This is a genomic window from Cobetia sp. D5 (assembly GCF_035666195.1).
Classification (GTDB): domain Bacteria; phylum Pseudomonadota; class Gammaproteobacteria; order Pseudomonadales; family Halomonadaceae; genus Cobetia; species Cobetia amphilecti.
The window spans coordinates 3,487,867-3,514,456 of record NZ_CP142020.1 but is presented as its reverse complement, the minus strand read 5'-3'; the positions used below and the strand labels follow the sequence as shown (position 1 = coordinate 3,514,456).

Sequence of the window (26,590 nt, the reverse complement as noted above, 5' to 3'; positions counted from 1 at the left end):
GCAGACCGTCACCGCGACTGTGGAGAACGGCACCTACAGCGTCGACGCCGAGACGCCACTGAGCGAAGGCGAATACAGCGTTGAGGCCTCGGTCACCGATCCGGCCGGCAACACCGCGACCAGCAATGACGTGGGCGAGATCGACACAAGCGCGCCGGCGCTGACCGTCGATGCCCCCGCGCTGACCTCCGACACCACGCCGACCATCGTCGGCACCACCGACGCCGACGATGGCAGCACCGTCACCCTGGTCATCACCGACAGCGACGGCAACGAACAGATCGTCACCGCGACCGTCGAGAACGGCACCTACAGCGTCGATGCCGAAACACCGCTGAGCGAAGGCGAGTACAGCGTCGAGGCCTCGGTCACCGATCCGGCCGGCAACACCGCGACCAGCAATGATGTAGGCGAGATCGACGCAAGCGCGCCGGCACTGACCGTCAATGTCCCGGCACTGACCTCCGACACCACGCCGACCATCGTCGGCACCACCGATGCCGAAGATGGCAGCACCGTCACCCTGGTCATCACCGACAGTGACGGCAACGAGCAGACCGTCACCGCCACCGTCGAGAACGGCACCTACAGCGTCGATGCCGAGACGCCGCTGAGCGAAGGCGAGTACAGCGTCGAGGCTTCGGTCACCGACCCGGCCGGCAACACCGCGACCAGCAATGACGTGGGCGAGATCGACGCAAGTGCGCCGGCACTGACCGTCGATGCCCCGGCACTGACCTCCGACACCACACCGACCATCGTCGGTACCACTGATGCCGAAGACGGTAGCACCGTCACCCTGGTCATCACTGACAGCGATGGTAACGAGCAGACCGTCACCGCCACCGTCGAGAACGGCACCTACAGCGTCGATGCCGAGACCCCGCTGAGCGAAGGCGAGTACAGCGTCGAGGCCTCGGTCACCGATCCGGCTGGCAACACCGCGACCAGCAATGATGTGGGCGAGATCGACGCAAGCGCGCCGGCGCTGACCGTCGATGCCCCGGCACTGACCTCCGACACCACGCCGACCATCGTCGGTACCACTGATGCCGAAGACGGCAGCACCGTCACGCTGGTCATCACTGACAGCGATGGCAACGAGCAGACCGTCACCGCGACTGTGGAGAACGGTACCTACAGCGTCGACGCCGAGACGCCGCTGAGCGAAGGCGAATACAGTGTCGAGGCTTCTGTCACCGACCCGGCCGGCAACACCGCGACCAGCAATGATGTAGGCGAGATCGACGCGAGCGCGCCGGCGTTGACCGTCGATGCCCCGGCGCTGACCTCCGACACCACGCCGACCATCGTCGGCACCACCGATGCCGACGATGGCAGCACCGTCACCCTGGTCATCACCGACAGCGACGGCAACGAGCAGACCGTCACCGCCACCGTCGAGAACGGCACCTACAGCGTCGACGCCGAGACGCCGCTGAGCGAAGGCGAATACAGCGTCGAGGCCTCGGTCACCGACACGGCCGGCAACACAGCGACCAGCAACGACGTGGGCGAGATCGACGCAAGTGCGCCGGCGTTGACCGTCGATGCCCCCGCGCTGACCTCCGACACCACGCCGACCATCGTCGGTACCACTGATGCCGAAGACGGCAGCACCGTCACCCTGGTCATCACTGACAGCGATGGTAACGAGCAGACCGTCACCGCCACCGTGGAGAACGGCACCTACAGCGTCGATGCCGAGACACCGCTGAGCGAAGGCGAGTACAGCGTCGAGGCCTCGGTCACCGATCCGGCCGGCAACACAGCGACCAGCAATGACGTGGGCGAGATCGACGCGAGCGCGCCGGCGTTGACCGTCGATGCCCCGGCGCTGACCTCCGACACCACGCCGACCATCGTCGGCACCACCGATGCCGACGATGGCAGCACCGTCACCCTGGTCATCACCGACAGCGACGGCAACGAGCAGACCGTCACCGCCACCGTCGAGAACGGCACCTACAGCGTCGACGCCGAGACGCCGCTGAGCGAAGGCGAATACAGCGTCGAGGCCTCGGTCACCGACACGGCCGGCAACACAGCGACCAGCAACGACGTGGGCGAGATCGACGCAAGTGCGCCGGCGTTGACCGTCGATGCCCCCGCGCTGACCTCCGACACCACGCCGACCATCGTCGGTACCACTGATGCCGAAGACGGCAGCACCGTCACCCTGGTCATCACTGACAGCGATGGTAACGAGCAGACCGTCACCGCCACCGTGGAGAACGGCACCTACAGCGTCGATGCCGAGACACCGCTGAGCGAAGGCGAGTACAGCGTCGAGGCCTCGGTCACCGATCCGGCCGGCAACACAGCGACCAGCAATGACGTGGGCGAGATCGACGCGAGCGCGCCGGCGTTGACCGTCGATGCCCCGGCGCTGACCTCCGACACCACGCCGACCATCGTCGGCACCACCGATGCCGACGATGGCAGCACCGTCACCCTGGTCATCACCGACAGCGACGGCAACGAGCAGACCGTCACCGCCACCGTCGAGAACGGCACCTACAGCGTCGACGCCGAGACGCCGCTGAGCGAAGGCGAATACAGCGTCGAGGCCTCGGTCACCGACACGGCCGGCAACACAGCGACCAGCAACGACGTGGGCGAGATCGACGCAAGTGCGCCGGCGTTGACCGTCGATGCCCCCGCGCTGACCTCCGACACCACGCCGACCATCGTCGGTACCACCGACGCCGACGATGGCAGCACCGTCACCCTGGTCATCACCGACAGCGAGGGCAATGAACAGACTGTCACCGCCACTGTCGAGAACGGTACCTATAGCGTCGATGCCGAGACCCCGCTGAGCGAAGGCGAGTACAGTGTCGAGGCTTCTGTCACCGATCCGGCCGGCAACACCGCGACCAGCAATGACGTGGGCGCCCTGATTGGCGGCGATTCTGGAGAGGTAACGGAGGATGGCGTTACCGAAGCTTCAGGCGCGCTTGTCGATGTCGAAAGTACTGATGTTGTCGCTGGCACCCAAAGCGATGATTACGGCACTTTCAGCGTCAACGAGGCAGGGGAGTGGACCTACACCCTCGATAACGAAGCCGCTGTCGTTCAGGGGTTGAATGACGGTGACACTGTCAGCCAGTCGTTCGTGGTCGAGCTCAGCGATGGCTCGACCACCACGGTCGACATCGTCATCACCGGCGTGGATGACTCGGCGCCGACCCTCACCTCGCTGGATGACCAGTCGGTCACTGAGGCGACCGGCGGCACCGTCACTGACACCTTCCAGGTGGAAGCGGATGCCGGCATCGCCAGCGTCACCGTGAATGGCACTGATATCACCGGCGCGACCGAGGCCGATCCGGTCGAGATCACCACCGTCGAAGGTGTCCTGAGCGTGACCGGCTACGACGCCGACACGGGCACCGTGACCTACACCTACGCCGAGGACGGCGCGAGCGAAGATCACACCGACGGCGACATCACCGACAGCTTCACCGTCGTGGTCACCGACATCACCGGGCAGAGCAGCAGCGACAGCCTGGACATCGCGATCCTCGATACCGCGCCGGTCGCCAACGCCGACGCCCGCAACATCGCCGAAGACACCACCACGGCGCTCGATGGCAACGTCATCGACGGCGCCACCGACACCGCTGACACCCTGGGCGCGGACGCCACCACGGTCACTGACGTCGATGGCAGCACCGTCACGGCCGATGCCGCGGCAGTCGTCACCGGCGACTACGGCACGCTGACGCTCGAAGCCGACGGCAGCTACAGCTATGTGCTCGACACCACCAATCCGGCCGTGCAGTCGCTGGATGATGGCGAGAGCCTGGCTGACGTCTTCAGCTACACGATCACCGACGCCGATGGCGATGCCTCCAGCACCACGCTGACCATCACCGTCGACGGCTCGACCGATGGCGTGCCGACCATCACCTCGCTGGATGACCAGTCGGTCACTGAGGCGACCGGCGGCACCGTCACTGACACCTTCCAGGTGGAAGCGGATGCCGGCATCGCCAGCGTCACCGTGAATGGCACTGATATCACCGGCGCGACCGAGGCCGATCCGGTCGAGATCACCACCGTCGAAGGTGTCCTGAGCGTGACCGGCTACGACGCCGACACGGGCACCGTGACCTACAGCTACGCCGAGGATGGCGCGAGCGAAGATCACACCGGCGGCGACATCACCGACAGCTTCGCGGTCGTGGTCACCGACATCACCGGGCAGAGCACCAGCGACAGCCTGGACATCGCGATCCTCGATACCGCGCCGGTCGCCAACGCCGATACGCGCAACATCGGTGAGGACACCACCACGGCACTCGACGGCAACGTCATCGACGGCGCCAGCGACACCGCCGACACCCTGGGCGCGGACGCCACCAGCGTGACCAGCGTCACGCCGGACGGCGGGAGTGCATCCGACGTCACGGCCGATGCCGCCGCAGTCGTCACCGGCGACTACGGCACGCTGACCCTCAACAGTGATGGCAGCTACAGCTATGTGCTCGACAACAGCAATGCCGAGGTCCAGGGCCTGGATGACGGCGCGTCACTGACCGACGTCTTCAGCTACACGATCACCGACGCCGATGGCGATGCCTCCAGCACCACGCTGACCATCACCGTCGACGGCTCGACCGATGGCGTGCCGACCATCACCTCGCTGGATGACCAGTCGGTCACTGAGGCGACCGGCGGCACCGTCACTGACACCTTCCAGGTGGAAGCGGATGCCGGCATCGCCAGCGTCACCGTGAATGGCACTGATATCACCGGCGCGACCGAGGCCGATCCGGTCGAGATCACCACCGTCGAAGGTGTCCTGAGCGTGACCGGCTACGACGCCGACACGGGCACCGTGACCTACAGCTACGCCGAGGATGGCGCGAGCGAAGATCACAGCGACGGCGACATCACCGACAGCTTCACCGTCGTGGTCACCGACATCACCGGGCAGAGCACCAGCGACAGCCTGGACATCGCGATCCTCGATACCGCGCCGACGGCCAACGCCGATACGCGCAACATCGGCGAAGACACCACCACGGCACTCGACGGCAACGTCATCGACGGCGCCAGCGACACCGCCGACACCCTGGGCGCGGACGCCACCAGCGTGACCAGCGTCACGCCGGACGGCGGCAGTGCGTCCGACGTCACGGCAGATGCCGCGGCAGTCGTCACCGGCGACTACGGCACGCTGACGCTCGAAGCCGACGGCAGCTACAGCTATGTGCTCGACACCACCAATCCGGCCGTGCAGTCGCTGGATGATGGCGAGAGCCTGGCTGACGTCTTCAGCTACACGATCACCGACGCCGATGGCGATGCCTCCAGCACCACGCTGACCATCACCGTCGACGGCTCGACCGATGGCGTGCCGACCATCACCTCGCTGGATGACCAGTCGGTCACTGAGGCGACCGGCGGCACCGTCACTGACACCTTCCAGGTGGAAGCGGATGCCGGCATCGCCAGCGTCACCGTGAATGGCACTGATATCACCGGCGCGACCGAGGCCGATCCGGTCGAGATCACCACCGTCGAAGGTGTCCTGAGCGTGACCGGCTACGACGCCGACACGGGCACCGTGACCTACACCTACGCCGAGGACGGCGCGAGCGAAGATCACACCGACGGCGACATCACCGACAGCTTCACCGTCGTGGTCACCGACATCACCGGGCAGAGCAGCAGCGACAGCCTGGACATCGCGATCCTCGATACCGCGCCGGTCGCCAACGCCGACGCCCGCAACATCGCCGAAGACACCACCACGGCGCTCGATGGCAACGTCATCGACGGCGCCACCGACACCGCTGACACCCTGGGCGCGGACGCCACCACGGTCACTGACGTCGATGGCAGCACCGTCACGGCCGATGCCGCGGCAGTCGTCACCGGCGACTACGGCACGCTGACGCTCGAAGCCGACGGCAGCTACAGCTATGTGCTCGACAACAGCAATGCCGAGGTCCAGGGCCTGGATGACGGCGCGTCACTGACCGACGTCTTCAGCTACACGATCACCGACGCCGATGGCGACACCTCCAGCACCACGCTGACCATCACCGTCGACGGCTCGACCGATGGCGTACCGACGATCACCTCGCTGGATGACCAGTCGGTCACTGAGGCGACCGGCGGCACCGTCACTGACACCTTCCAGGTGGAAGCGGATGCCGGCATCGCCAGCGTCACCGTGAATGGTACTGATATCACCGGCGCGACCGAGACCGATCCGGTCGAGATCACCACCGTCGAAGGTGTCCTGAGCGTGACCGGCTACGACGCCGACACGGGCACCGTGACCTACAGCTACGTCGAGGATGGTGCGAGCGAAGATCACACCGACGGCGACATCACCGACAGCTTCACCGTCGTGGTCACCGACATCACCGGGCAGAGCACCAGCGACAGCCTGGCCATCGCGATCCTCGATACCGCGCCGGTCGCCAACGCCGACGCCCGCAACATCGCCGAAGACACCACCACGGCGCTCGATGGCAACGTCATCGACGGCGCCACCGACACCGCTGACACCCTGGGCGCGGACGCCACCACGGTCACTGACGTCGATGGCAGCACCGTCACGGCCGATGCCGCGGCAGTCGTCACCGGCGACTACGGCACGCTGACCCTCAACAGTGATGGCAGCTACAGCTATGTGCTCGACAACAGCAATGCCGAGGTCCAGGGCCTGGATGACGGCGCGTCACTGACCGACGTCTTCAGCTACACGATCACCGACGCCGATGGCGATGCCTCCAGCACCACGCTGACCATCACCGTCGACGGCTCGACCGATGGCGTGCCGACCATCACCTCGCTGGATGACCAGTCGGTCACTGAGGCGACCGGCGGCACCGTCACTGACACCTTCCAGGTGGAAGCGGATGCCGGCATCGCCAGCGTCACCGTGAATGGCACTGATATCACCGGCGCGACCGAGGCCGATCCGGTCGAGATCACCACCGTCGAAGGTGTCCTGAGCGTGACCGGCTACGACGCCGACACGGGCACCGTGACCTACAGCTACGCCGAGGATGGCGCGAGCGAAGATCACAGCGACGGCGACATCACCGACAGCTTCACCGTCGTGGTCACCGACATCACCGGGCAGAGCACCAGCGACAGCCTGGACATCGCGATCCTCGATACCGCGCCGACGGCCAACGCCGATACGCGCAACATCGGCGAAGACACCACCACGGCACTCGACGGCAACGTCATCGACGGCGCCAGCGACACCGCCGACACCCTGGGCGCGGACGCCACCAGCGTGACCAGCGTCACGCCGGACGGCGGCAGTGCGTCCGACGTCACGGCAGATGCCGCGGCAGTCGTCACCGGCGACTACGGCACGCTGACGCTCGAAGCCGACGGCAGCTACAGCTATGTGCTCGACACCACCAATCCGGCCGTGCAGTCGCTGGATGATGGCGAGAGCCTGGCTGACGTCTTCAGCTACACGATCACCGACGCCGATGGCGATGCCTCCAGCACCACGCTGACCATCACCGTCGACGGCTCGACCGATGGCGTGCCGACCATCACCTCGCTGGATGACCAGTCGGTCACTGAGGCGACCGGCGGCACCGTCACTGACACCTTCCAGGTGGAAGCGGATGCCGGCATCGCCAGCGTCACCGTGAATGGCACTGATATCACCGGCGCGACCGAGGCCGATCCGGTCGAGATCACCACCGTCGAAGGTGTCCTGAGCGTGACCGGCTACGACGCCGACACGGGCACCGTGACCTACAGCTACGCCGAGGATGGCGCGAGCGAAGATCACACCGGCGGCGACATCACCGACAGCTTCGCGGTCGTGGTCACCGACATCACCGGGCAGAGCACCAGCGACAGCCTGGACATCGCGATCCTCGATACCGCGCCGGTCGCCAACGCCGATACGCGCAACATCGGTGAGGACACCACCACGGCACTCGACGGCAACGTCATCGACGGCGCCAGCGACACCGCCGACACCCTGGGCGCGGACGCCACCAGCGTGACCAGCGTCACGCCGGACGGCGGGAGTGCATCCGACGTCACGGCCGATGCCGCCGCAGTCGTCACCGGCGACTACGGCACGCTGACCCTCAACAGTGATGGCAGCTACAGCTATGTGCTCGACAACAGCAATGCCGAGGTCCAGGGCCTGGATGACGGCGCGTCACTGACCGACGTCTTCAGCTACACGATCACCGACGCCGATGGCGATGCCTCCAGCACCACGCTGACCATCACCGTCGACGGCTCGACCGATGGCGTGCCGACCATCACCTCGCTGGATGACCAGTCGGTCACTGAGGCGACCGGCGGCACCGTCACTGACACCTTCCAGGTGGAAGCGGATGCCGGCATCGCCAGCGTCACCGTGAATGGCACTGATATCACCGGCGCGACCGAGGCCGATCCGGTCGAGATCACCACCGTCGAAGGTGTCCTGAGCGTGACCGGCTACGACGCCGACACGGGCACCGTGACCTACAGCTACGCCGAGGATGGCGCGAGCGAAGATCACAGCGACGGCGACATCACCGACAGCTTCACCGTCGTGGTCACCGACATCACCGGGCAGAGCACCAGCGACAGCCTGGACATCGCGATCCTCGATACCGCGCCGACGGCCAACGCCGATACGCGCAACATCGGCGAAGACACCACCACGGCACTCGACGGCAACGTCATCGACGGCGCCAGCGACACCGCCGACACCCTGGGCGCGGACGCCACCAGCGTGACCAGCGTCACGCCGGACGGCGGCAGTGCGTCCGACGTCACGGCAGATGCCGCGGCAGTCGTCACCGGCGACTACGGCACGCTGACGCTCGAAGCCGACGGCAGCTACAGCTATGTGCTCGACACCACCAATCCGGCCGTGCAGTCGCTGGATGATGGCGAGAGCCTGGCTGACGTCTTCAGCTACACGATCACCGACGCCGATGGCGATGCCTCCAGCACCACGCTGACCATCACCGTCGACGGCTCGACCGATGGCGTGCCGACCATCACCTCGCTGGATGACCAGTCGGTCACTGAGGCGACCGGCGGCACCGTCACTGACACCTTCCAGGTGGAAGCGGATGCCGGCATCGCCAGCGTCACCGTGAATGGCACTGATATCACCGGCGCGACCGAGGCCGATCCGGTCGAGATCACCACCGTCGAAGGTGTCCTGAGCGTGACCGGCTACGACGCCGACACGGGCACCGTGACCTACACCTACGCCGAGGACGGCGCGAGCGAAGATCACACCGACGGCGACATCACCGACAGCTTCACCGTCGTGGTCACCGACATCACCGGGCAGAGCAGCAGCGACAGCCTGGACATCGCGATCCTCGATACCGCGCCGGTCGCCAACGCCGACGCCCGCAACATCGCCGAAGACACCACCACGGCGCTCGATGGCAACGTCATCGACGGCGCCACCGACACCGCTGACACCCTGGGCGCGGACGCCACCACGGTCACTGACGTCGATGGCAGCACCGTCACGGCCGATGCCGCGGCAGTCGTCACCGGCGACTACGGCACGCTGACGCTCGAAGCCGACGGCAGCTACAGCTATGTGCTCGACAACAGCAATGCCGAGGTCCAGGGCCTGGATGACGGCGCGTCACTGACCGACGTCTTCAGCTACACGATCACCGACGCCGATGGCGACACCTCCAGCACCACGCTGACCATCACCGTCGACGGCTCGACCGATGGCGTACCGACGATCACCTCGCTGGATGACCAGTCGGTCACTGAGGCGACCGGCGGCACCGTCACTGACACCTTCCAGGTGGAAGCGGATGCCGGCATCGCCAGCGTCACCGTGAATGGTACTGATATCACCGGCGCGACCGAGACCGATCCGGTCGAGATCACCACCGTCGAAGGTGTCCTGAGCGTGACCGGCTACGACGCCGACACGGGCACCGTGACCTACAGCTACGTCGAGGATGGTGCGAGCGAAGATCACACCGACGGCGACATCACCGACAGCTTCACCGTCGTGGTCACCGACATCACCGGGCAGAGCACCAGCGACAGCCTGGCCATCGCGATCCTCGATACCGCGCCGGTCGCCAACGCCGACGCCCGCAACATCGCCGAAGACACCACCACGGCGCTCGATGGCAACGTCATCGACGGCGCCAGCGACACCGCCGACACCCTGGGCGCGGACGCCACCAGCGTGACCAGCGTCACGCCGGACGGCGGGAGTGCATCCGACGTCACGGCCGATGCCGCCGCAGTCGTCACCGGCGACTACGGCACGCTGACCCTCAACAGTGATGGCAGCTACAGCTATGTGCTCGACAACAGCAATGCCGAGGTCCAGGGCCTGGATGACGGCGCGTCACTGACCGACGTCTTCAGCTACACGATCACCGACGCCGATGGCGATGCCTCCAGCACCACGCTGACCATCACCGTCGACGGCTCGACCGATGGCGTGCCGACCATCACCTCGCTGGATGACCAGTCGGTCACTGAGGCGACCGGCGGCACCGTCACTGACACCTTCCAGGTGGAAGCGGATGCCGGCATCGCCAGCGTCACCGTGAATGGCACTGATATCACCGGCGCGACCGAGGCCGATCCGGTCGAGATCACCACCGTCGAAGGTGTCCTGAGCGTGACCGGCTACGACGCCGACACGGGCACCGTGACCTACAGCTACGCCGAGGATGGCGCGAGCGAAGATCACAGCGACGGCGACATCACCGACAGCTTCACCGTCGTGGTCACCGACATCACCGGGCAGAGCACCAGCGACAGCCTGGACATCGCGATCCTCGATACCGCGCCGACGGCCAACGCCGATACGCGCAACATCGGCGAAGACACCACCACGGCACTCGACGGCAACGTCATCGACGGCGCCAGCGACACCGCCGACACCCTGGGCGCGGACGCCACCAGCGTGACCAGCGTCACGCCGGACGGCGGCAGTGCGTCCGACGTCACGGCAGATGCCGCGGCAGTCGTCACCGGCGACTACGGCACGCTGACGCTCGAAGCCGACGGCAGCTACAGCTATGTGCTCGACACCACCAATCCGGCCGTGCAGTCGCTGGATGATGGCGAGAGCCTGGCTGACGTCTTCAGCTACACGATCACCGACGCCGATGGCGATGCCTCCAGCACCACGCTGACCATCACCGTCGACGGCTCGACCGATGGCGTGCCGACCATCACCTCGCTGGATGACCAGTCGGTCACTGAGGCGACCGGCGGCACCGTCACTGACACCTTCCAGGTGGAAGCGGATGCCGGCATCGCCAGCGTCACCGTGAATGGCACTGATATCACCGGCGCGACCGAGGCCGATCCGGTCGAGATCACCACCGTCGAAGGTGTCCTGAGCGTGACCGGCTACGACGCCGACACGGGCACCGTGACCTACAGCTACGCCGAGGATGGCGCGAGCGAAGATCACACCGGCGGCGACATCACCGACAGCTTCGCGGTCGTGGTCACCGACATCACCGGGCAGAGCACCAGCGACAGCCTGGACATCGCGATCCTCGATACCGCGCCGGTCGCCAACGCCGATACGCGCAACATCGGTGAGGACACCACCACGGCACTCGACGGCAACGTCATCGACGGCGCCAGCGACACCGCCGACACCCTGGGCGCGGACGCCACCAGCGTGACCAGCGTCACGCCGGACGGCGGGAGTGCATCCGACGTCACGGCCGATGCCGCCGCAGTCGTCACCGGCGACTACGGCACGCTGACCCTCAACAGTGATGGCAGCTACAGCTATGTGCTCGACAACAGCAATGCCGAGGTCCAGGGCCTGGATGACGGCGCGTCACTGACCGACGTCTTCAGCTACACGATCACCGACGCCGATGGCGATGCCTCCAGCACCACGCTGACCATCACCGTCGACGGCTCGACCGATGGCGTGCCGACCATCACCTCGCTGGATGACCAGTCGGTCACTGAGGCGACCGGCGGCACCGTCACTGACACCTTCCAGGTGGAAGCGGATGCCGGCATCGCCAGCGTCACCGTGAATGGCACTGATATCACCGGCGCGACCGAGGCCGATCCGGTCGAGATCACCACCGTCGAAGGTGTCCTGAGCGTGACCGGCTACGACGCCGACACGGGCACCGTGACCTACAGCTACGCCGAGGATGGCGCGAGCGAAGATCACAGCGACGGCGACATCACCGACAGCTTCACCGTCGTGGTCACCGACATCACCGGGCAGAGCACCAGCGACAGCCTGGACATCGCGATCCTCGATACCGCGCCGACGGCCAACGCCGATACGCGCAACATCGGCGAAGACACCACCACGGCACTCGACGGCAACGTCATCGACGGCGCCAGCGACACCGCCGACACCCTGGGCGCGGACGCCACCAGCGTGACCAGCGTCACGCCGGACGGCGGCAGTGCGTCCGACGTCACGGCAGATGCCGCGGCAGTCGTCACCGGCGACTACGGCACGCTGACGCTCGAAGCCGACGGCAGCTACAGCTATGTGCTCGACACCACCAATCCGGCCGTGCAGTCGCTGGATGATGGCGAGAGCCTGGCTGACGTCTTCAGCTACACGATCACCGACGCCGATGGCGATGCCTCCAGCACCACGCTGACCATCACCGTCGACGGCTCGACCGATGGCGTGCCGACCATCACCTCGCTGGATGACCAGTCGGTCACTGAGGCGACCGGCGGCACCGTCACTGACACCTTCCAGGTGGAAGCGGATGCCGGCATCGCCAGCGTCACCGTGAATGGCACTGATATCACCGGCGCGACCGAGGCCGATCCGGTCGAGATCACCACCGTCGAAGGTGTCCTGAGCGTGACCGGCTACGACGCCGACACGGGCACCGTGACCTACACCTACGCCGAGGACGGCGCGAGCGAAGATCACACCGACGGCGACATCACCGACAGCTTCACCGTCGTGGTCACCGACATCACCGGGCAGAGCAGCAGCGACAGCCTGGACATCGCGATCCTCGATACCGCGCCGGTCGCCAACGCCGACGCCCGCAACATCGCCGAAGACACCACCACGGCGCTCGATGGCAACGTCATCGACGGCGCCACCGACACCGCTGACACCCTGGGCGCGGACGCCACCACGGTCACTGACGTCGATGGCAGCACCGTCACGGCCGATGCCGCGGCAGTCGTCACCGGCGACTACGGCACGCTGACGCTCGAAGCCGACGGCAGCTACAGCTATGTGCTCGACAACAGCAATGCCGAGGTCCAGGGCCTGGATGACGGCGCGTCACTGACCGACGTCTTCAGCTACACGATCACCGACGCCGATGGCGACACCTCCAGCACCACGCTGACCATCACCGTCGACGGCTCGACCGATGGCGTACCGACGATCACCTCGCTGGATGACCAGTCGGTCACTGAGGCGACCGGCGGCACCGTCACTGACACCTTCCAGGTGGAAGCGGATGCCGGCATCGCCAGCGTCACCGTGAATGGTACTGATATCACCGGCGCGACCGAGACCGATCCGGTCGAGATCACCACCGTCGAAGGTGTCCTGAGCGTGACCGGCTACGACGCCGACACGGGCACCGTGACCTACAGCTACGTCGAGGATGGTGCGAGCGAAGATCACACCGACGGCGACATCACCGACAGCTTCACCGTCGTGGTCACCGACATCACCGGGCAGAGCACCAGCGACAGCCTGGCCATCGCGATCCTCGATACCGCGCCGGTCGCCAACGCCGACGCCCGCAACATCGCCGAAGACACCACCACGGCGCTCGATGGCAACGTCATCGACGGCGCCACCGACACCGCTGACACCCTGGGCGCGGACGCCACCACGGTCACTGACGTCGATGGCAGCACCGTCACGGCCGATGCCGCGGCAGTCGTCACCGGCGACTACGGCACGCTGACCCTCAACAGTGATGGCAGCTACAGCTATGTGCTCGACAACAGCAATGCCGAGGTCCAGGGCCTGGATGACGGCGCGTCACTGACCGACGTCTTCAGCTACACGATCACCGACGCCGATGGCGATGCCTCCAGCACCACGCTGACCATCACCGTCGACGGCTCGACCGATGGCGTGCCGACCATCACCTCGCTGGATGACCAGTCGGTCACTGAGGCGACCGGCGGCACCGTCACTGACACCTTCCAGGTGGAAGCGGATGCCGGCATCGCCAGCGTCACCGTGAATGGCACTGATATCACCGGCGCGACCGAGGCCGATCCGGTCGAGATCACCACCGTCGAAGGTGTCCTGAGCGTGACCGGCTACGACGCCGACACGGGCACCGTGACCTACAGCTACGCCGAGGATGGCGCGAGCGAAGATCACAGCGACGGCGACATCACCGACAGCTTCACCGTCGTGGTCACCGACATCACCGGGCAGAGCACCAGCGACAGCCTGGACATCGCGATCCTCGATACCGCGCCGACGGCCAACGCCGATACGCGCAACATCGGCGAAGACACCACCACGGCACTCGACGGCAACGTCATCGACGGCGCCAGCGACACCGCCGACACCCTGGGCGCGGACGCCACCAGCGTGACCAGCGTCACGCCGGACGGCGGCAGTGCGTCCGACGTCACGGCAGATGCCGCGGCAGTCGTCACCGGCGACTACGGCACGCTGACGCTCGAAGCCGACGGCAGCTACAGCTATGTGCTCGACACCACCAATCCGGCCGTGCAGTCGCTGGATGATGGCGAGAGCCTGGCTGACGTCTTCAGCTACACGATCACCGACGCCGATGGCGATGCCTCCAGCACCACGCTGACCATCACCGTCGACGGCTCGACCGATGGCGTGCCGACCATCACCTCGCTGGATGACCAGTCGGTCACTGAGGCGACCGGCGGCACCGTCACTGACACCTTCCAGGTGGAAGCGGATGCCGGCATCGCCAGCGTCACCGTGAATGGCACTGATATCACCGGCGCGACCGAGGCCGATCCGGTCGAGATCACCACCGTCGAAGGTGTCCTGAGCGTGACCGGCTACGACGCCGACACGGGCACCGTGACCTACAGCTACGCCGAGGATGGCGCGAGCGAAGATCACACCGGCGGCGACATCACCGACAGCTTCGCGGTCGTGGTCACCGACATCACCGGGCAGAGCACCAGCGACAGCCTGGACATCGCGATCCTCGATACCGCGCCGGTCGCCAACGCCGATACGCGCAACATCGGTGAGGACACCACCACGGCACTCGACGGCAACGTCATCGACGGCGCCAGCGACACCGCCGACACCCTGGGCGCGGACGCCACCAGCGTGACCAGCGTCACGCCGGACGGCGGGAGTGCATCCGACGTCACGGCCGATGCCGCCGCAGTCGTCACCGGCGACTACGGCACGCTGACCCTCAACAGTGATGGCAGCTACAGCTATGTGCTCGACAACAGCAATGCCGAGGTCCAGGGCCTGGATGACGGCGCGTCACTGACCGACGTCTTCAGCTACACGATCACCGACGCCGATGGCGATGCCTCCAGCACCACGCTGACCATCACCGTCGACGGCTCGACCGATGGCGTGCCGACCATCACCTCGCTGGATGACCAGTCGGTCACTGAGGCGACCGGCGGCACCGTCACTGACACCTTCCAGGTGGAAGCGGATGCCGGCATCGCCAGCGTCACCGTGAATGGCACTGATATCACCGGCGCGACCGAGGCCGATCCGGTCGAGATCACCACCGTCGAAGGTGTCCTGAGCGTGACCGGCTACGACGCCGACACGGGCACCGTGACCTACAGCTACGCCGAGGATGGCGCGAGCGAAGATCACAGCGACGGCGACATCACCGACAGCTTCACCGTCGTGGTCACCGACATCACCGGGCAGAGCACCAGCGACAGCCTGGACATCGCGATCCTCGATACCGCGCCGACGGCCAACGCCGATACGCGCAACATCGGCGAAGACACCACCACGGCACTCGACGGCAACGTCATCGACGGCGCCAGCGACACCGCCGACACCCTGGGCGCGGACGCCACCAGCGTGACCAGCGTCACGCCGGACGGCGGCAGTGCGTCCGACGTCACGGCAGATGCCGCGGCAGTCGTCACCGGCGACTACGGCACGCTGACGCTCGAAGCCGACGGCAGCTACAGCTATGTGCTCGACACCACCAATCCGGCCGTGCAGTCGCTGGATGATGGCGAGAGCCTGGCTGACGTCTTCAGCTACACGATCACCGACGCCGATGGCGATGCCTCCAGCACCACGCTGACCATCACCGTCGACGGCTCGACCGATGGCGTGCCGACCATCACCTCGCTGGATGACCAGTCGGTCACTGAGGCGACCGGCGGCACCGTCACTGACACCTTCCAGGTGGAAGCGGATGCCGGCATCGCCAGCGTCACCGTGAATGGCACTGATATCACCGGCGCGACCGAGGCCGATCCGGTCGAGATCACCACCGTCGAAGGTGTCCTGAGCGTGACCGGCTACGACGCCGACACGGGCACCGTGACCTACACCTACGCCGAGGACGGCGCGAGCGAAGATCACACCGACGGCGACATCACCGACAGCTTCACCGTCGTGGTCACCGACATCACCGGGCAGAGCAGCAGCGACAGCCTGGACATCGCGATCCTCGATACCGCGCCGGTCGCCAACGCCGACGCCCGCAACATCGCCGAAGACACCACCACGGCGCTCGATGGCAACGTCATCGACGGCGCCACCGACACCGCTGACACCCTGGGCGCGGACGCCACCACGGTCACTGACGTCGATGGCAGCACCGTCACGGCCGATGCCGCGGCAGTCGTCACCGGCGACTACGGCACGCTGACGCTCGAAGCCGACGGCAGCTACAGCTATGTGCTCGACAACAGCAATGCCGAGGTCCAGGGCCTGGATGACGGCGCGTCACTGACCGACGTCTTCAGCTACACGATCACCGACGCCGATGGCGACACCTCCAGCACCACGCTGACCATCACCGTCGACGGCTCGACCGATGGCGTACCGACGATCACCTCGCTGGATGACCAGTCGGTCACTGAGGCGACCGGCGGCACCGTCACTGACACCTTCCAGGTGGAAGCGGATGCCGGCATCGCCAGCGTCACCGTGAATGGTACTGATATCACCGGCGCGACCGAGACCGATCCGGTCGAGATCACCACCGTCGAAGGTGTCCTGAGCGTGACCGGCTACGACGCCGACACGGGCACCGTGACCTACAGCTACGTCGAGGATGGTGCGAGCGAAGATCACACCGACGGCGACATCACCGACAGCTTCACCGTCGTGGTCACCGACATCACCGGGCAGAGCACCAGCGACAGCCTGGCCATCGCGATCCTCGATACCGCGCCGGTCGCCAACGCCGACGCCCGCAACATCGCCGAAGACACCACCACGGCGCTCGATGGCAACGTCATCGACGGCGCCAGCGACACCGCCGACACCCTGGGCGCGGACGCCACCAGCGTGACCAGCGTCACGCCGGACGGCGGGAGTGCATCCGACGTCACGGCCGATGCCGCCGCAGTCGTCACCGGCGACTACGGCACGCTGACCCTCAACAGTGATGGCAGCTACAGCTATGTGCTCGACAACAGCAATGCCGAGGTCCAGGGCCTGGATGACGGCGCGTCACTGACCGACGTCTTCAGCTACACGATCACCGACGCCGATGGCGATGCCTCCAGCACCACGCTGACCATCACCGTCGACGGCTCGACCGATGGCGTGCCGACCATCACCTCGCTGGATGACCAGTCGGTCACTGAGGCGACCGGCGGCACCGTCACTGACACCTTCCAGGTGGAAGCGGATGCCGGCATCGCCAGCGTCACCGTGAATGGCACTGATATCACCGGCGCGACCGAGGCCGATCCGGTCGAGATCACCACCGTCGAAGGTGTCCTGAGCGTGACCGGCTACGACGCCGACACGGGCACCGTGACCTACAGCTACGCCGAGGATGGCGCGAGCGAAGATCACAGCGACGGCGACATCACCGACAGCTTCACCGTCGTGGTCACCGACATCACCGGGCAGAGCACCAGCGACAGCCTGGACATCGCGATCCTCGATACCGCGCCGACGGCCAACGCCGATACGCGCAACATCGGCGAAGACACCACCACGGCACTCGACGGCAACGTCATCGACGGCGCCAGCGACACCGCCGACACCCTGGGCGCGGACGCCACCAGCGTGACCAGCGTCACGCCGGACGGCGGCAGTGCGTCCGACGTCACGGCAGATGCCGCGGCAGTCGTCACCGGCGACTACGGCACGCTGACGCTCGAAGCCGACGGCAGCTACAGCTATGTGCTCGACACCACCAATCCGGCCGTGCAGTCGCTGGATGATGGCGAGAGCCTGGCTGACGTCTTCAGCTACACGATCACCGACGCCGATGGCGATGCCTCCAGCACCACGCTGACCATCACCGTCGACGGCTCGACCGATGGCGTGCCGACCATCACCTCGCTGGATGACCAGTCGGTCACTGAGGCGACCGGCGGCACCGTCACTGACACCTTCCAGGTGGAAGCGGATGCCGGCATCGCCAGCGTCACCGTGAATGGCACTGATATCACCGGCGCGACCGAGGCCGATCCGGTCGAGATCACCACCGTCGAAGGTGTCCTGAGCGTGACCGGCTACGACGCCGACACGGGCACCGTGACCTACAGCTACGCCGAGGATGGCGCGAGCGAAGATCACACCGGCGGCGACATCACCGACAGCTTCGCGGTCGTGGTCACCGACATCACCGGGCAGAGCACCAGCGACAGCCTGGACATCGCGATCCTCGATACCGCGCCGGTCGCCAACGCCGATACGCGCAACATCGGTGAGGACACCACCACGGCACTCGACGGCAACGTCATCGACGGCGCCAGCGACACCGCCGACACCCTGGGCGCGGACGCCACCAGCGTGACCAGCGTCACGCCGGACGGCGGGAGTGCATCCGACGTCACGGCCGATGCCGCCGCAGTCGTCACCGGCGACTACGGCACGCTGACCCTCAACAGTGATGGCAGCTACAGCTATGTGCTCGACAACAGCAATGCCGAGGTCCAGGGCCTGGATGACGGCGCGTCACTGACCGACGTCTTCAGCTACACGATCACCGACGCCGATGGCGATGCCTCCAGCACCACGCTGACCATCACCGTCGACGGCTCGACCGATGGCGTGCCGACCATCACCTCGCTGGATGACCAGTCGGTCACTGAGGCGACCGGCGGCACCGTCACTGACACCTTCCAGGTGGAAGCGGATGCCGGCATCGCCAGCGTCACCGTGAATGGCACTGATATCACCGGCGCGACCGAGGCCGATCCGGTCGAGATCACCACCGTCGAAGGTGTCCTGAGCGTGACCGGCTACGACGCCGACACGGGCACCGTGACCTACAGCTACGCCGAGGATGGCGCGAGCGAAGATCACAGCGACGGCGACATCACCGACAGCTTCACCGTCGTGGTCACCGACATCACCGGGCAGAGCACCAGCGACAGCCTGGACATCGCGATCCTCGATACCGCGCCGACGGCCAACGCCGATACGCGCAACATCGGCGAAGACACCACCACGGCACTCGACGGCAACGTCATCGACGGCGCCAGCGACACCGCCGACACCCTGGGCGCGGACGCCACCAGCGTGACCAGCGTCACGCCGGACGGCGGCAGTGCGTCCGACGTCACGGCAGATGCCGCGGCAGTCGTCACCGGCGACTACGGCACGCTGACGCTCGAAGCCGACGGCAGCTACAGCTATGTGCTCGACACCACCAATCCGGCCGTGCAGTCGCTGGATGATGGCGAGAGCCTGGCTGACGTCTTCAGCTACACGATCACCGACGCCGATGGCGATGCCTCCAGCACCACGCTGACCATCACCGTCGACGGCTCGACCGATGGCGTGCCGACCATCACCTCGCTGGATGACCAGTCGGTCACTGAGGCGACCGGCGGCACCGTCACTGACACCTTCCAGGTGGAAGCGGATGCCGGCATCGCCAGCGTCACCGTGAATGGCACTGATATCACCGGCGCGACCGAGGCCGATCCGGTCGAGATCACCACCGTCGAAGGTGTCCTGAGCGTGACCGGCTACGACGCCGACACGGGCACCGTGACCTACACCTACGCCGAGGACGGCGCGAGCGAAGATCACACCGACGGCGACATCACCGACAGCTTCACCGTCGTGGTCACCGACATCACCGGGCAGAGCACCAGCGACAGCCTGGCCATCGCGATCCTCGATACCGCGCCGGTCGCCAACGCCGACGCCCGCAACATCGCCGAAGACACCACCACGGCGCTCGATGGCAACGTCATCGACGGCGCCACCGACACCGCTGACACCCTGGGCGCGGACGCCACCACGGTCACTGACGTCGATGGCAGCACCGTCACGGCCGATGCCGCGGCAGTCGTCACCGGCGACTACGGCACGCTGACCCTCAACAGTGATGGCAGCTACAGCTATGTGCTCGACAACAGCAATGCCGAGGTCCAGGGCCTGGATGACGGCGCGTCACTGACCGACGTCTTCAGCTACACGATCACCGACGCCGATGGCGATGCCTCCAGCACCACGCTGACCATCACCGTCGACGGCTCGACCGATGGCGTGCCGACCATCACCTCGCTGGATGACCAGTCGGTCACTGAGGCGACCGGCGGCACCGTCACTGACACCTTCCAGGTGGAAGCGGATGCCGGCATCGCCAGCGTCACCGTGAATGGCACTGATATCACCGGCGCGACCGAGGCCGATCCGGTCGAGCTCACCACCAGTGAAGGCACCCTGAGCGTGACCGGCTATGACGCCGACAGCGGTGAGGTCACCTATAGCTACGTCGAAGATGGCGCGAGCGAAGATCACACCGGCGGCGACATCACCGACAGCTTCACCGTCGTGGTCACCGACATCACCGGGCAGAGCACCAGCGACAGCCTGGACATCGCGATCCTCGATACCGCCCCGGTCGCCAACGCCGACGCCCGCAACATCGGTGAGGACAGCACCACGGCACTCGACGGCAACGTCATCGACGGCGCCAGCGACACCGCCGACACCCTGGGCGCGGATGCCACCAGCGTGACCAGCGTCACGCCGGACGGCGGCAGTGCGTCCGACGTCACGGCAGATGCCGCCGCAGTCGTCACCGGCAGCTACGGCACGCTGACCCTCGAAGCCGACGGCAGCTACAGCTATGTGCTCGACAACAGCAATGCCGAGGTCCAGGGCCTGGATGACGGGGCGTCACTGACCGACGTCTTCAGCTACACGATCACCGACGCCGATGGCGATGCCTCCAGCACCACGCTGACCATCACCGTCGACGGCTCGACCGATGGCGTGCCGACCATCACCTCGCTGGATGACCAGTCGGTCACTGAGGCGACCGGCGCCACCGTCACTGACACCTTCCAGGTGGAAGCGGATGCCGGCATCGCCAGCGTCACCGTGAATGGCACTGATATCACTTCGGCGTCAGTGGACAACCCCATCGTGATTCCGGGTGCGACTGATGACGAAGGCACGCTGACCATCACGGGCTATGATTCCGGCACCGTGTCCTACACCTATGTGGAGGATGGCACGGCTGCGGATCACTCGGATGGCGACGATAGCGTGTTCGACAACTACGCCGTGGTCGTCACTGACCTGGCCGGGCAGAGCACCAGCGACAGCCTGGACATCGCGATCCTCGACACCGCGCCGACGGCCAAGCCGGATGAGCGCGATATTGATGAAGATGCGACGGACGAGCTCACGGGCAACGTGATCGACGGTGCCAATGACAATGAGGACGTCCTGGGTGCAGATGCGCCGTTCATGGTCTGCAAACTGAACGATACCGGGATTGCCGACGGCGGCAGTGCCACGGTCACGGGCGACTACGGCACGCTGACGCTCAACAGTGACGGCAGCTATACCTACGTTCTGGATACCACCAAGACGCAGTCTCTGGCAGAGAATGAACCGGCGGAAGATGTCTTCACCTATGTGCTGGAAGACAGCGATGGCGATTATTCCAGCACCACGCTGACCATCAATATCACCGGCTCGACCGACGCAGTGCCAGTCATCACGTTGGCTGACAAGGAAGTGACCGAGGCCACGGGGGAGATGGTCACTGACACCTTCGAGGTGGCAGCGGATGCCGGAATCGCCAGCGTTACCATCAATGGCACGGATATCACTTCGGCGTCAGGGGACAACCCCATCGTGATTCCGGGCGCGACTGATGACGAAGGCACGCTGACCATCACGGGCTACGATGCCGGCACCGTGTCCTACACCTATGTGGAGGATGGCACGGCTGCGGATCACTCGGCTGGCGACGATAGCGTGTTCGACAACTACGCCGTGGTCGTCACTGACCTGGCTGGGCAGAGCACCAGCGACAGTCTTGACGTCAAGATTCTGGATACCGCGCCTGTCGCCAATGACGATACCTACACCATTCGCGAAGATGATACGTCTCCGGATGGTGAGCCGGTGATCAACACCAATGTCATTTCCAGTGTTGTCGGCGGCGGACAGGATGAGCTGGGCGCTGATGGCGTGACCATCACGCATCTGGATGGCATTTCACTGGCAGACAATGAGGGTAGCGTTACCGTCGATGGCAGCTACGGTAGCTTGACCATCAATACCGATGGCACCTTCAGTTATGACCTTGATGATGCGCGCGCTCAGGCACTGGGTGCCGGTGACCTCGTCAAGGAAGTATTCGAGTACACCATCCTAGATGCGGATGGCGACTCGGATACCGCCGACATCACCATCAATGTCCAGGGCTTGAATGACAAGCCGGTGGCCTATGACGATGGTCCGATCGTGGTCGAGGAAGATACTCCGGTCAGCGGTAACGTCCTGAACAACGACGTCGACGCCGATGGTGATGAGTTGAGCGTCGTCAGCTTCACTGTTGACGGGGTTACGTACGACCCGGGCAAGACAGCGGATCTTGGCGAAGTCGGCACACTTCTGATCAATGCTGACGGTACCTTCACCTTCACGCCCGGTGAGAATTACAACGGTCCGGTACCTAACACCACTTATGTGATCACGGATGGCACCGAGTTCGATGAAGCCATTCTCAGCTTCGAGGACGTCGCAGCGATTGATGACCCTGTCGTCATCAGTGCCGATGATGGCGCTGTTGCCGAAGATGGTGTGACGGAAGCTTCAGGGACGCTGACCGCGACCGATGTCGATAGTGACGCGCCGACGTTCACGCCGGCCACTGACGACAGCAGTCTCTACGGTACCTTCGTCGTCGATGCTGACGGCAACTGGACCTATACGCTGGATAACGACACTGCCGCTGTGCAGGGGCTGACATCTGCCGACACGATCAATGAGCAGTACATCGTGCAGCTCAGCGATGGCTCCAGCACGACAGTGGATATCGTCATCAAGGGGACTGATGATGCGCTGCCGGTCATCAGTTCACTGGAAGACCAGTCCGTCACCGAAGCGACCGGAAGCACGCTTACCAATACCTTTACCGTGTCAGCTGCAGCAGGTATCGCGGCAGTGACGATTGCTGGCGTGGATATCACGGATGCCAGCACCACACCGGTAGTGATCTCCAATCCAGATGGTGAAGGCACGCTGACCGTCACTGGCTATGATGCCGACACCGGAGTGGCCTCCTACAGCTATGTGGAAGATGGCACTGCGGCTGATCATTCCGGTGGCGATGACCGTGTCGTTGACGACTTCGCTGTCGTGGTGACGGATCTTGCCGGTCAGAGCACCACATCCAGTCTGGATGTCACCGTTCTGGACACCGCGCCGATAGCCAACGCTGATACCAGCAGCATGAACGAGAATCGCAGTGCTGCCGTTACCGGCAATGTAGTGGACGGCTCATCTGCGACGGTGGACACCCTGGGGGCCGATGCGGTCACCGTCACCGCCGTCACTTCTGGATCAGAAACCGTCGCGGTGAGCGATGGTGCGGCGGCCGTGATCACTGGGTCTTATGGCGAGCTGACGCTTGAAGCGGATGGCTCCTACAGCTACCAGTCAGCACGCGAAGATCTGCAGTACCTGGCGGCGGGTGAGTCGGTCACGGACGTCTATACCTACGTGATCACGGATGCTGACGGTGATACCGCCACTACCACGCTGACCATCACCATCAATGGTAGCAACGATGCGCCGGAGATCAGTGTCAGCAGTGGCGACAGTGCAGCCGCCAGCCTGACGGAGACGGATTCACCGCTGAGTGCCAGCGGGACTCTGTCGGTGGATGACGTGGATCTCAGCAACAGCGTGACGCCGAGCGTCGCCGGCGTCTCCAGTGATGGCGACACCGGCACGCTGGACAACGATGACCTGCTTGCGCTGCTGGGCGTGGATACCGGGGCCGTCATCGATGACGAGAGCACTGAAGGTACGCTCAATTGGTCCTTCGACAGCAGTGCTGCCGGGGAAAGCTTCGACTACCTGTCTGCAGGCGAGTCGCTGGTCCTGACCTACACCGTCATTGTCACGGATACGGCGGGAGCGACAGCTACCCAGGATGTCACCATTACCATTCAGGGGACGAATGATGCCCCGGTGGTGACTGCGACTGAAGGCCGCGTCAGCGAAGAAGGGCTCGAAGGCGGTATCGCCGATAGCGATGCGGCTGATGGCTTCACGGATACCACCGATGCCACCACTGTCACCGGTACGGTTTCCGTCACGGATGTCGACAGTGACAGCGTGTCGCTGGTATTGACGGCTCCTGCCACGGCCATCACCTCCGGTGGCAGTGCGGTGACCTGGTCCGGCAGCGGCACCCAGTCAATGGTGGCAACCGATGCTGATGGCAATGAAGTCGCGACGGTGACCATCGATGACAGCGGCGCCTATACCTTCACTCTGAGTCAGGCGGTCGATCACTCGGGTGATGGTGAAGATGTCCTGTCTCTGGACTTCGGTGTGCTCGCAACGGATAGCGAAGGCGCCAGCTCCACCGGCACGCTGACCATCGGCATCGAGGATGATGCACCTGAGCAGCAGGAAGCGCAGAGCTTCTCGTCCACCCTGGTGGATACCAATGTCACAATAATGCTGGATATCTCGGGTTCAATGAGTACGAGTGATGGAGTTGACAATAGCACTCGTCTTCAGAGTGCAATTGATTCGGTCAAGGTGCTTCTAGATTCTTACGATGATTTCGGTGACGTGATGGTCAACCTTGTTGTCTTCCAATCTTATGCATCGTATGCGCCTGGCTGGGTGACGGTCGAAAGAGCTTCATTGTTATTGGATACATTGGAAGCCGGTGGTGCTACCAATTATGATTCTGCTCTTGATACGGCAATGTGGAATTTTAATGCAGATGGTGCTCTTGAATCGGCACAGAATGTGTCTTATTTCTTCTCCGATGGCATACCTAATCGTCCTTCTGGAAGTGCTGGGATTTCAGCTGGTGAAGAAGTCGAATGGCAACAATTTTTGATCGATAATTCAATTAAGTCTTACTCAATTGGTTTGGGAGGCTCTGTCAATGAGAGCAATCTTGATCCTATTGCCTATGACGGCTCAGCTGATGAAGATATTGATGCCGCTATCGTCACCAGTTTCTCGGACCTCGATGATAGTCTGGCCGCGACCGTGCAATCGCCTGTCAGTGGTCAGCTTGTCTCGGGCAGCTCCGTGGATGGCAGTCTGTTGGGAGCGGATGGCGGTTATCTGCAATCGGTCACCGTGGATGGCACGACCTACAGTTATGACCCGGTTACCAACACCGTGTCTGCTACGGGGTCGGACAACAGCAGCTACGATGCGGACAGCCTGGAGTTGATCATCTCGACGGACCTGGGCGGCAGCATGCTGTTCAATCTGGGGAGCGGTGACTTCACCTACACGCCCCCGGCTAACGTCAGCGAGCGCTCCACGGACAGCTTCGATTACGTGACGGTCGACAATGACGGGGATACCAACGCCTCAAGTGTCAGTATCGATGTCGACAAGCTGGCCGTGGTCATCGGCACCGATGGCAACGACACCCTGACGGGAGATGGCGATGGCCCATTCTATGCGGACTATCTGGTTGGCCAGGGTGGCAATGACACCCTGAGCGGTGGCGAGGGCAGTGATCGTCTGGAAGGCGGCAGCGGCAACGATACGCTGAGAGGCGGCACCGGCAACGATATCCTCTCTGGTGGTGAGGGCGATGATCTTCTGGTCGGAGGTGCCGGCAATGACATCCTGACCGGCGGCGATGGTGCCGACACCTTCCAGTGGCTGAGCGGTCATGACATCAACAGCGAAGGCGGCATGGCGACGGATACCATCACCGACTTCAGTGTCGCGGATGGCGATGTCATCGATCTGTCCGATCTGCTTCAGTCCAACGATGATGCCGATACGCTCTCGAGCTTCCTGCACTTCGAGTCAGACGGAGAAGGTGGCACCAATATCGAGATCAGTGTCGACGGTTCCGACGGCAGCAATATCACGCAAGAGATCAATCTGCAGGATGTCGACCTGACATCAGGTGGCGACACGGATACGCAGATCATCCAATCTCTGCTCGACAGCAACAGTCTCAAGACGAACGTCGACGGCTGA

General features: G+C 64.7%; 1 protein-coding gene (cut by a window edge). It reads left to right on the top strand.

Annotation, left to right across the window (positions count from 1 at the left end):
* Nucleotides 1–26,590: the 3' portion of a VCBS domain-containing protein gene (locus U0O11_RS14550; RefSeq protein ID WP_324690564.1), read on the top strand. 1,163 nt of this gene lie to the left of the window's left edge; 26,590 of the gene's 27,753 nt are visible here — the last part of the coding sequence; its start codon lies off the left edge, out of view; its stop codon occupies nucleotides 26,588–26,590.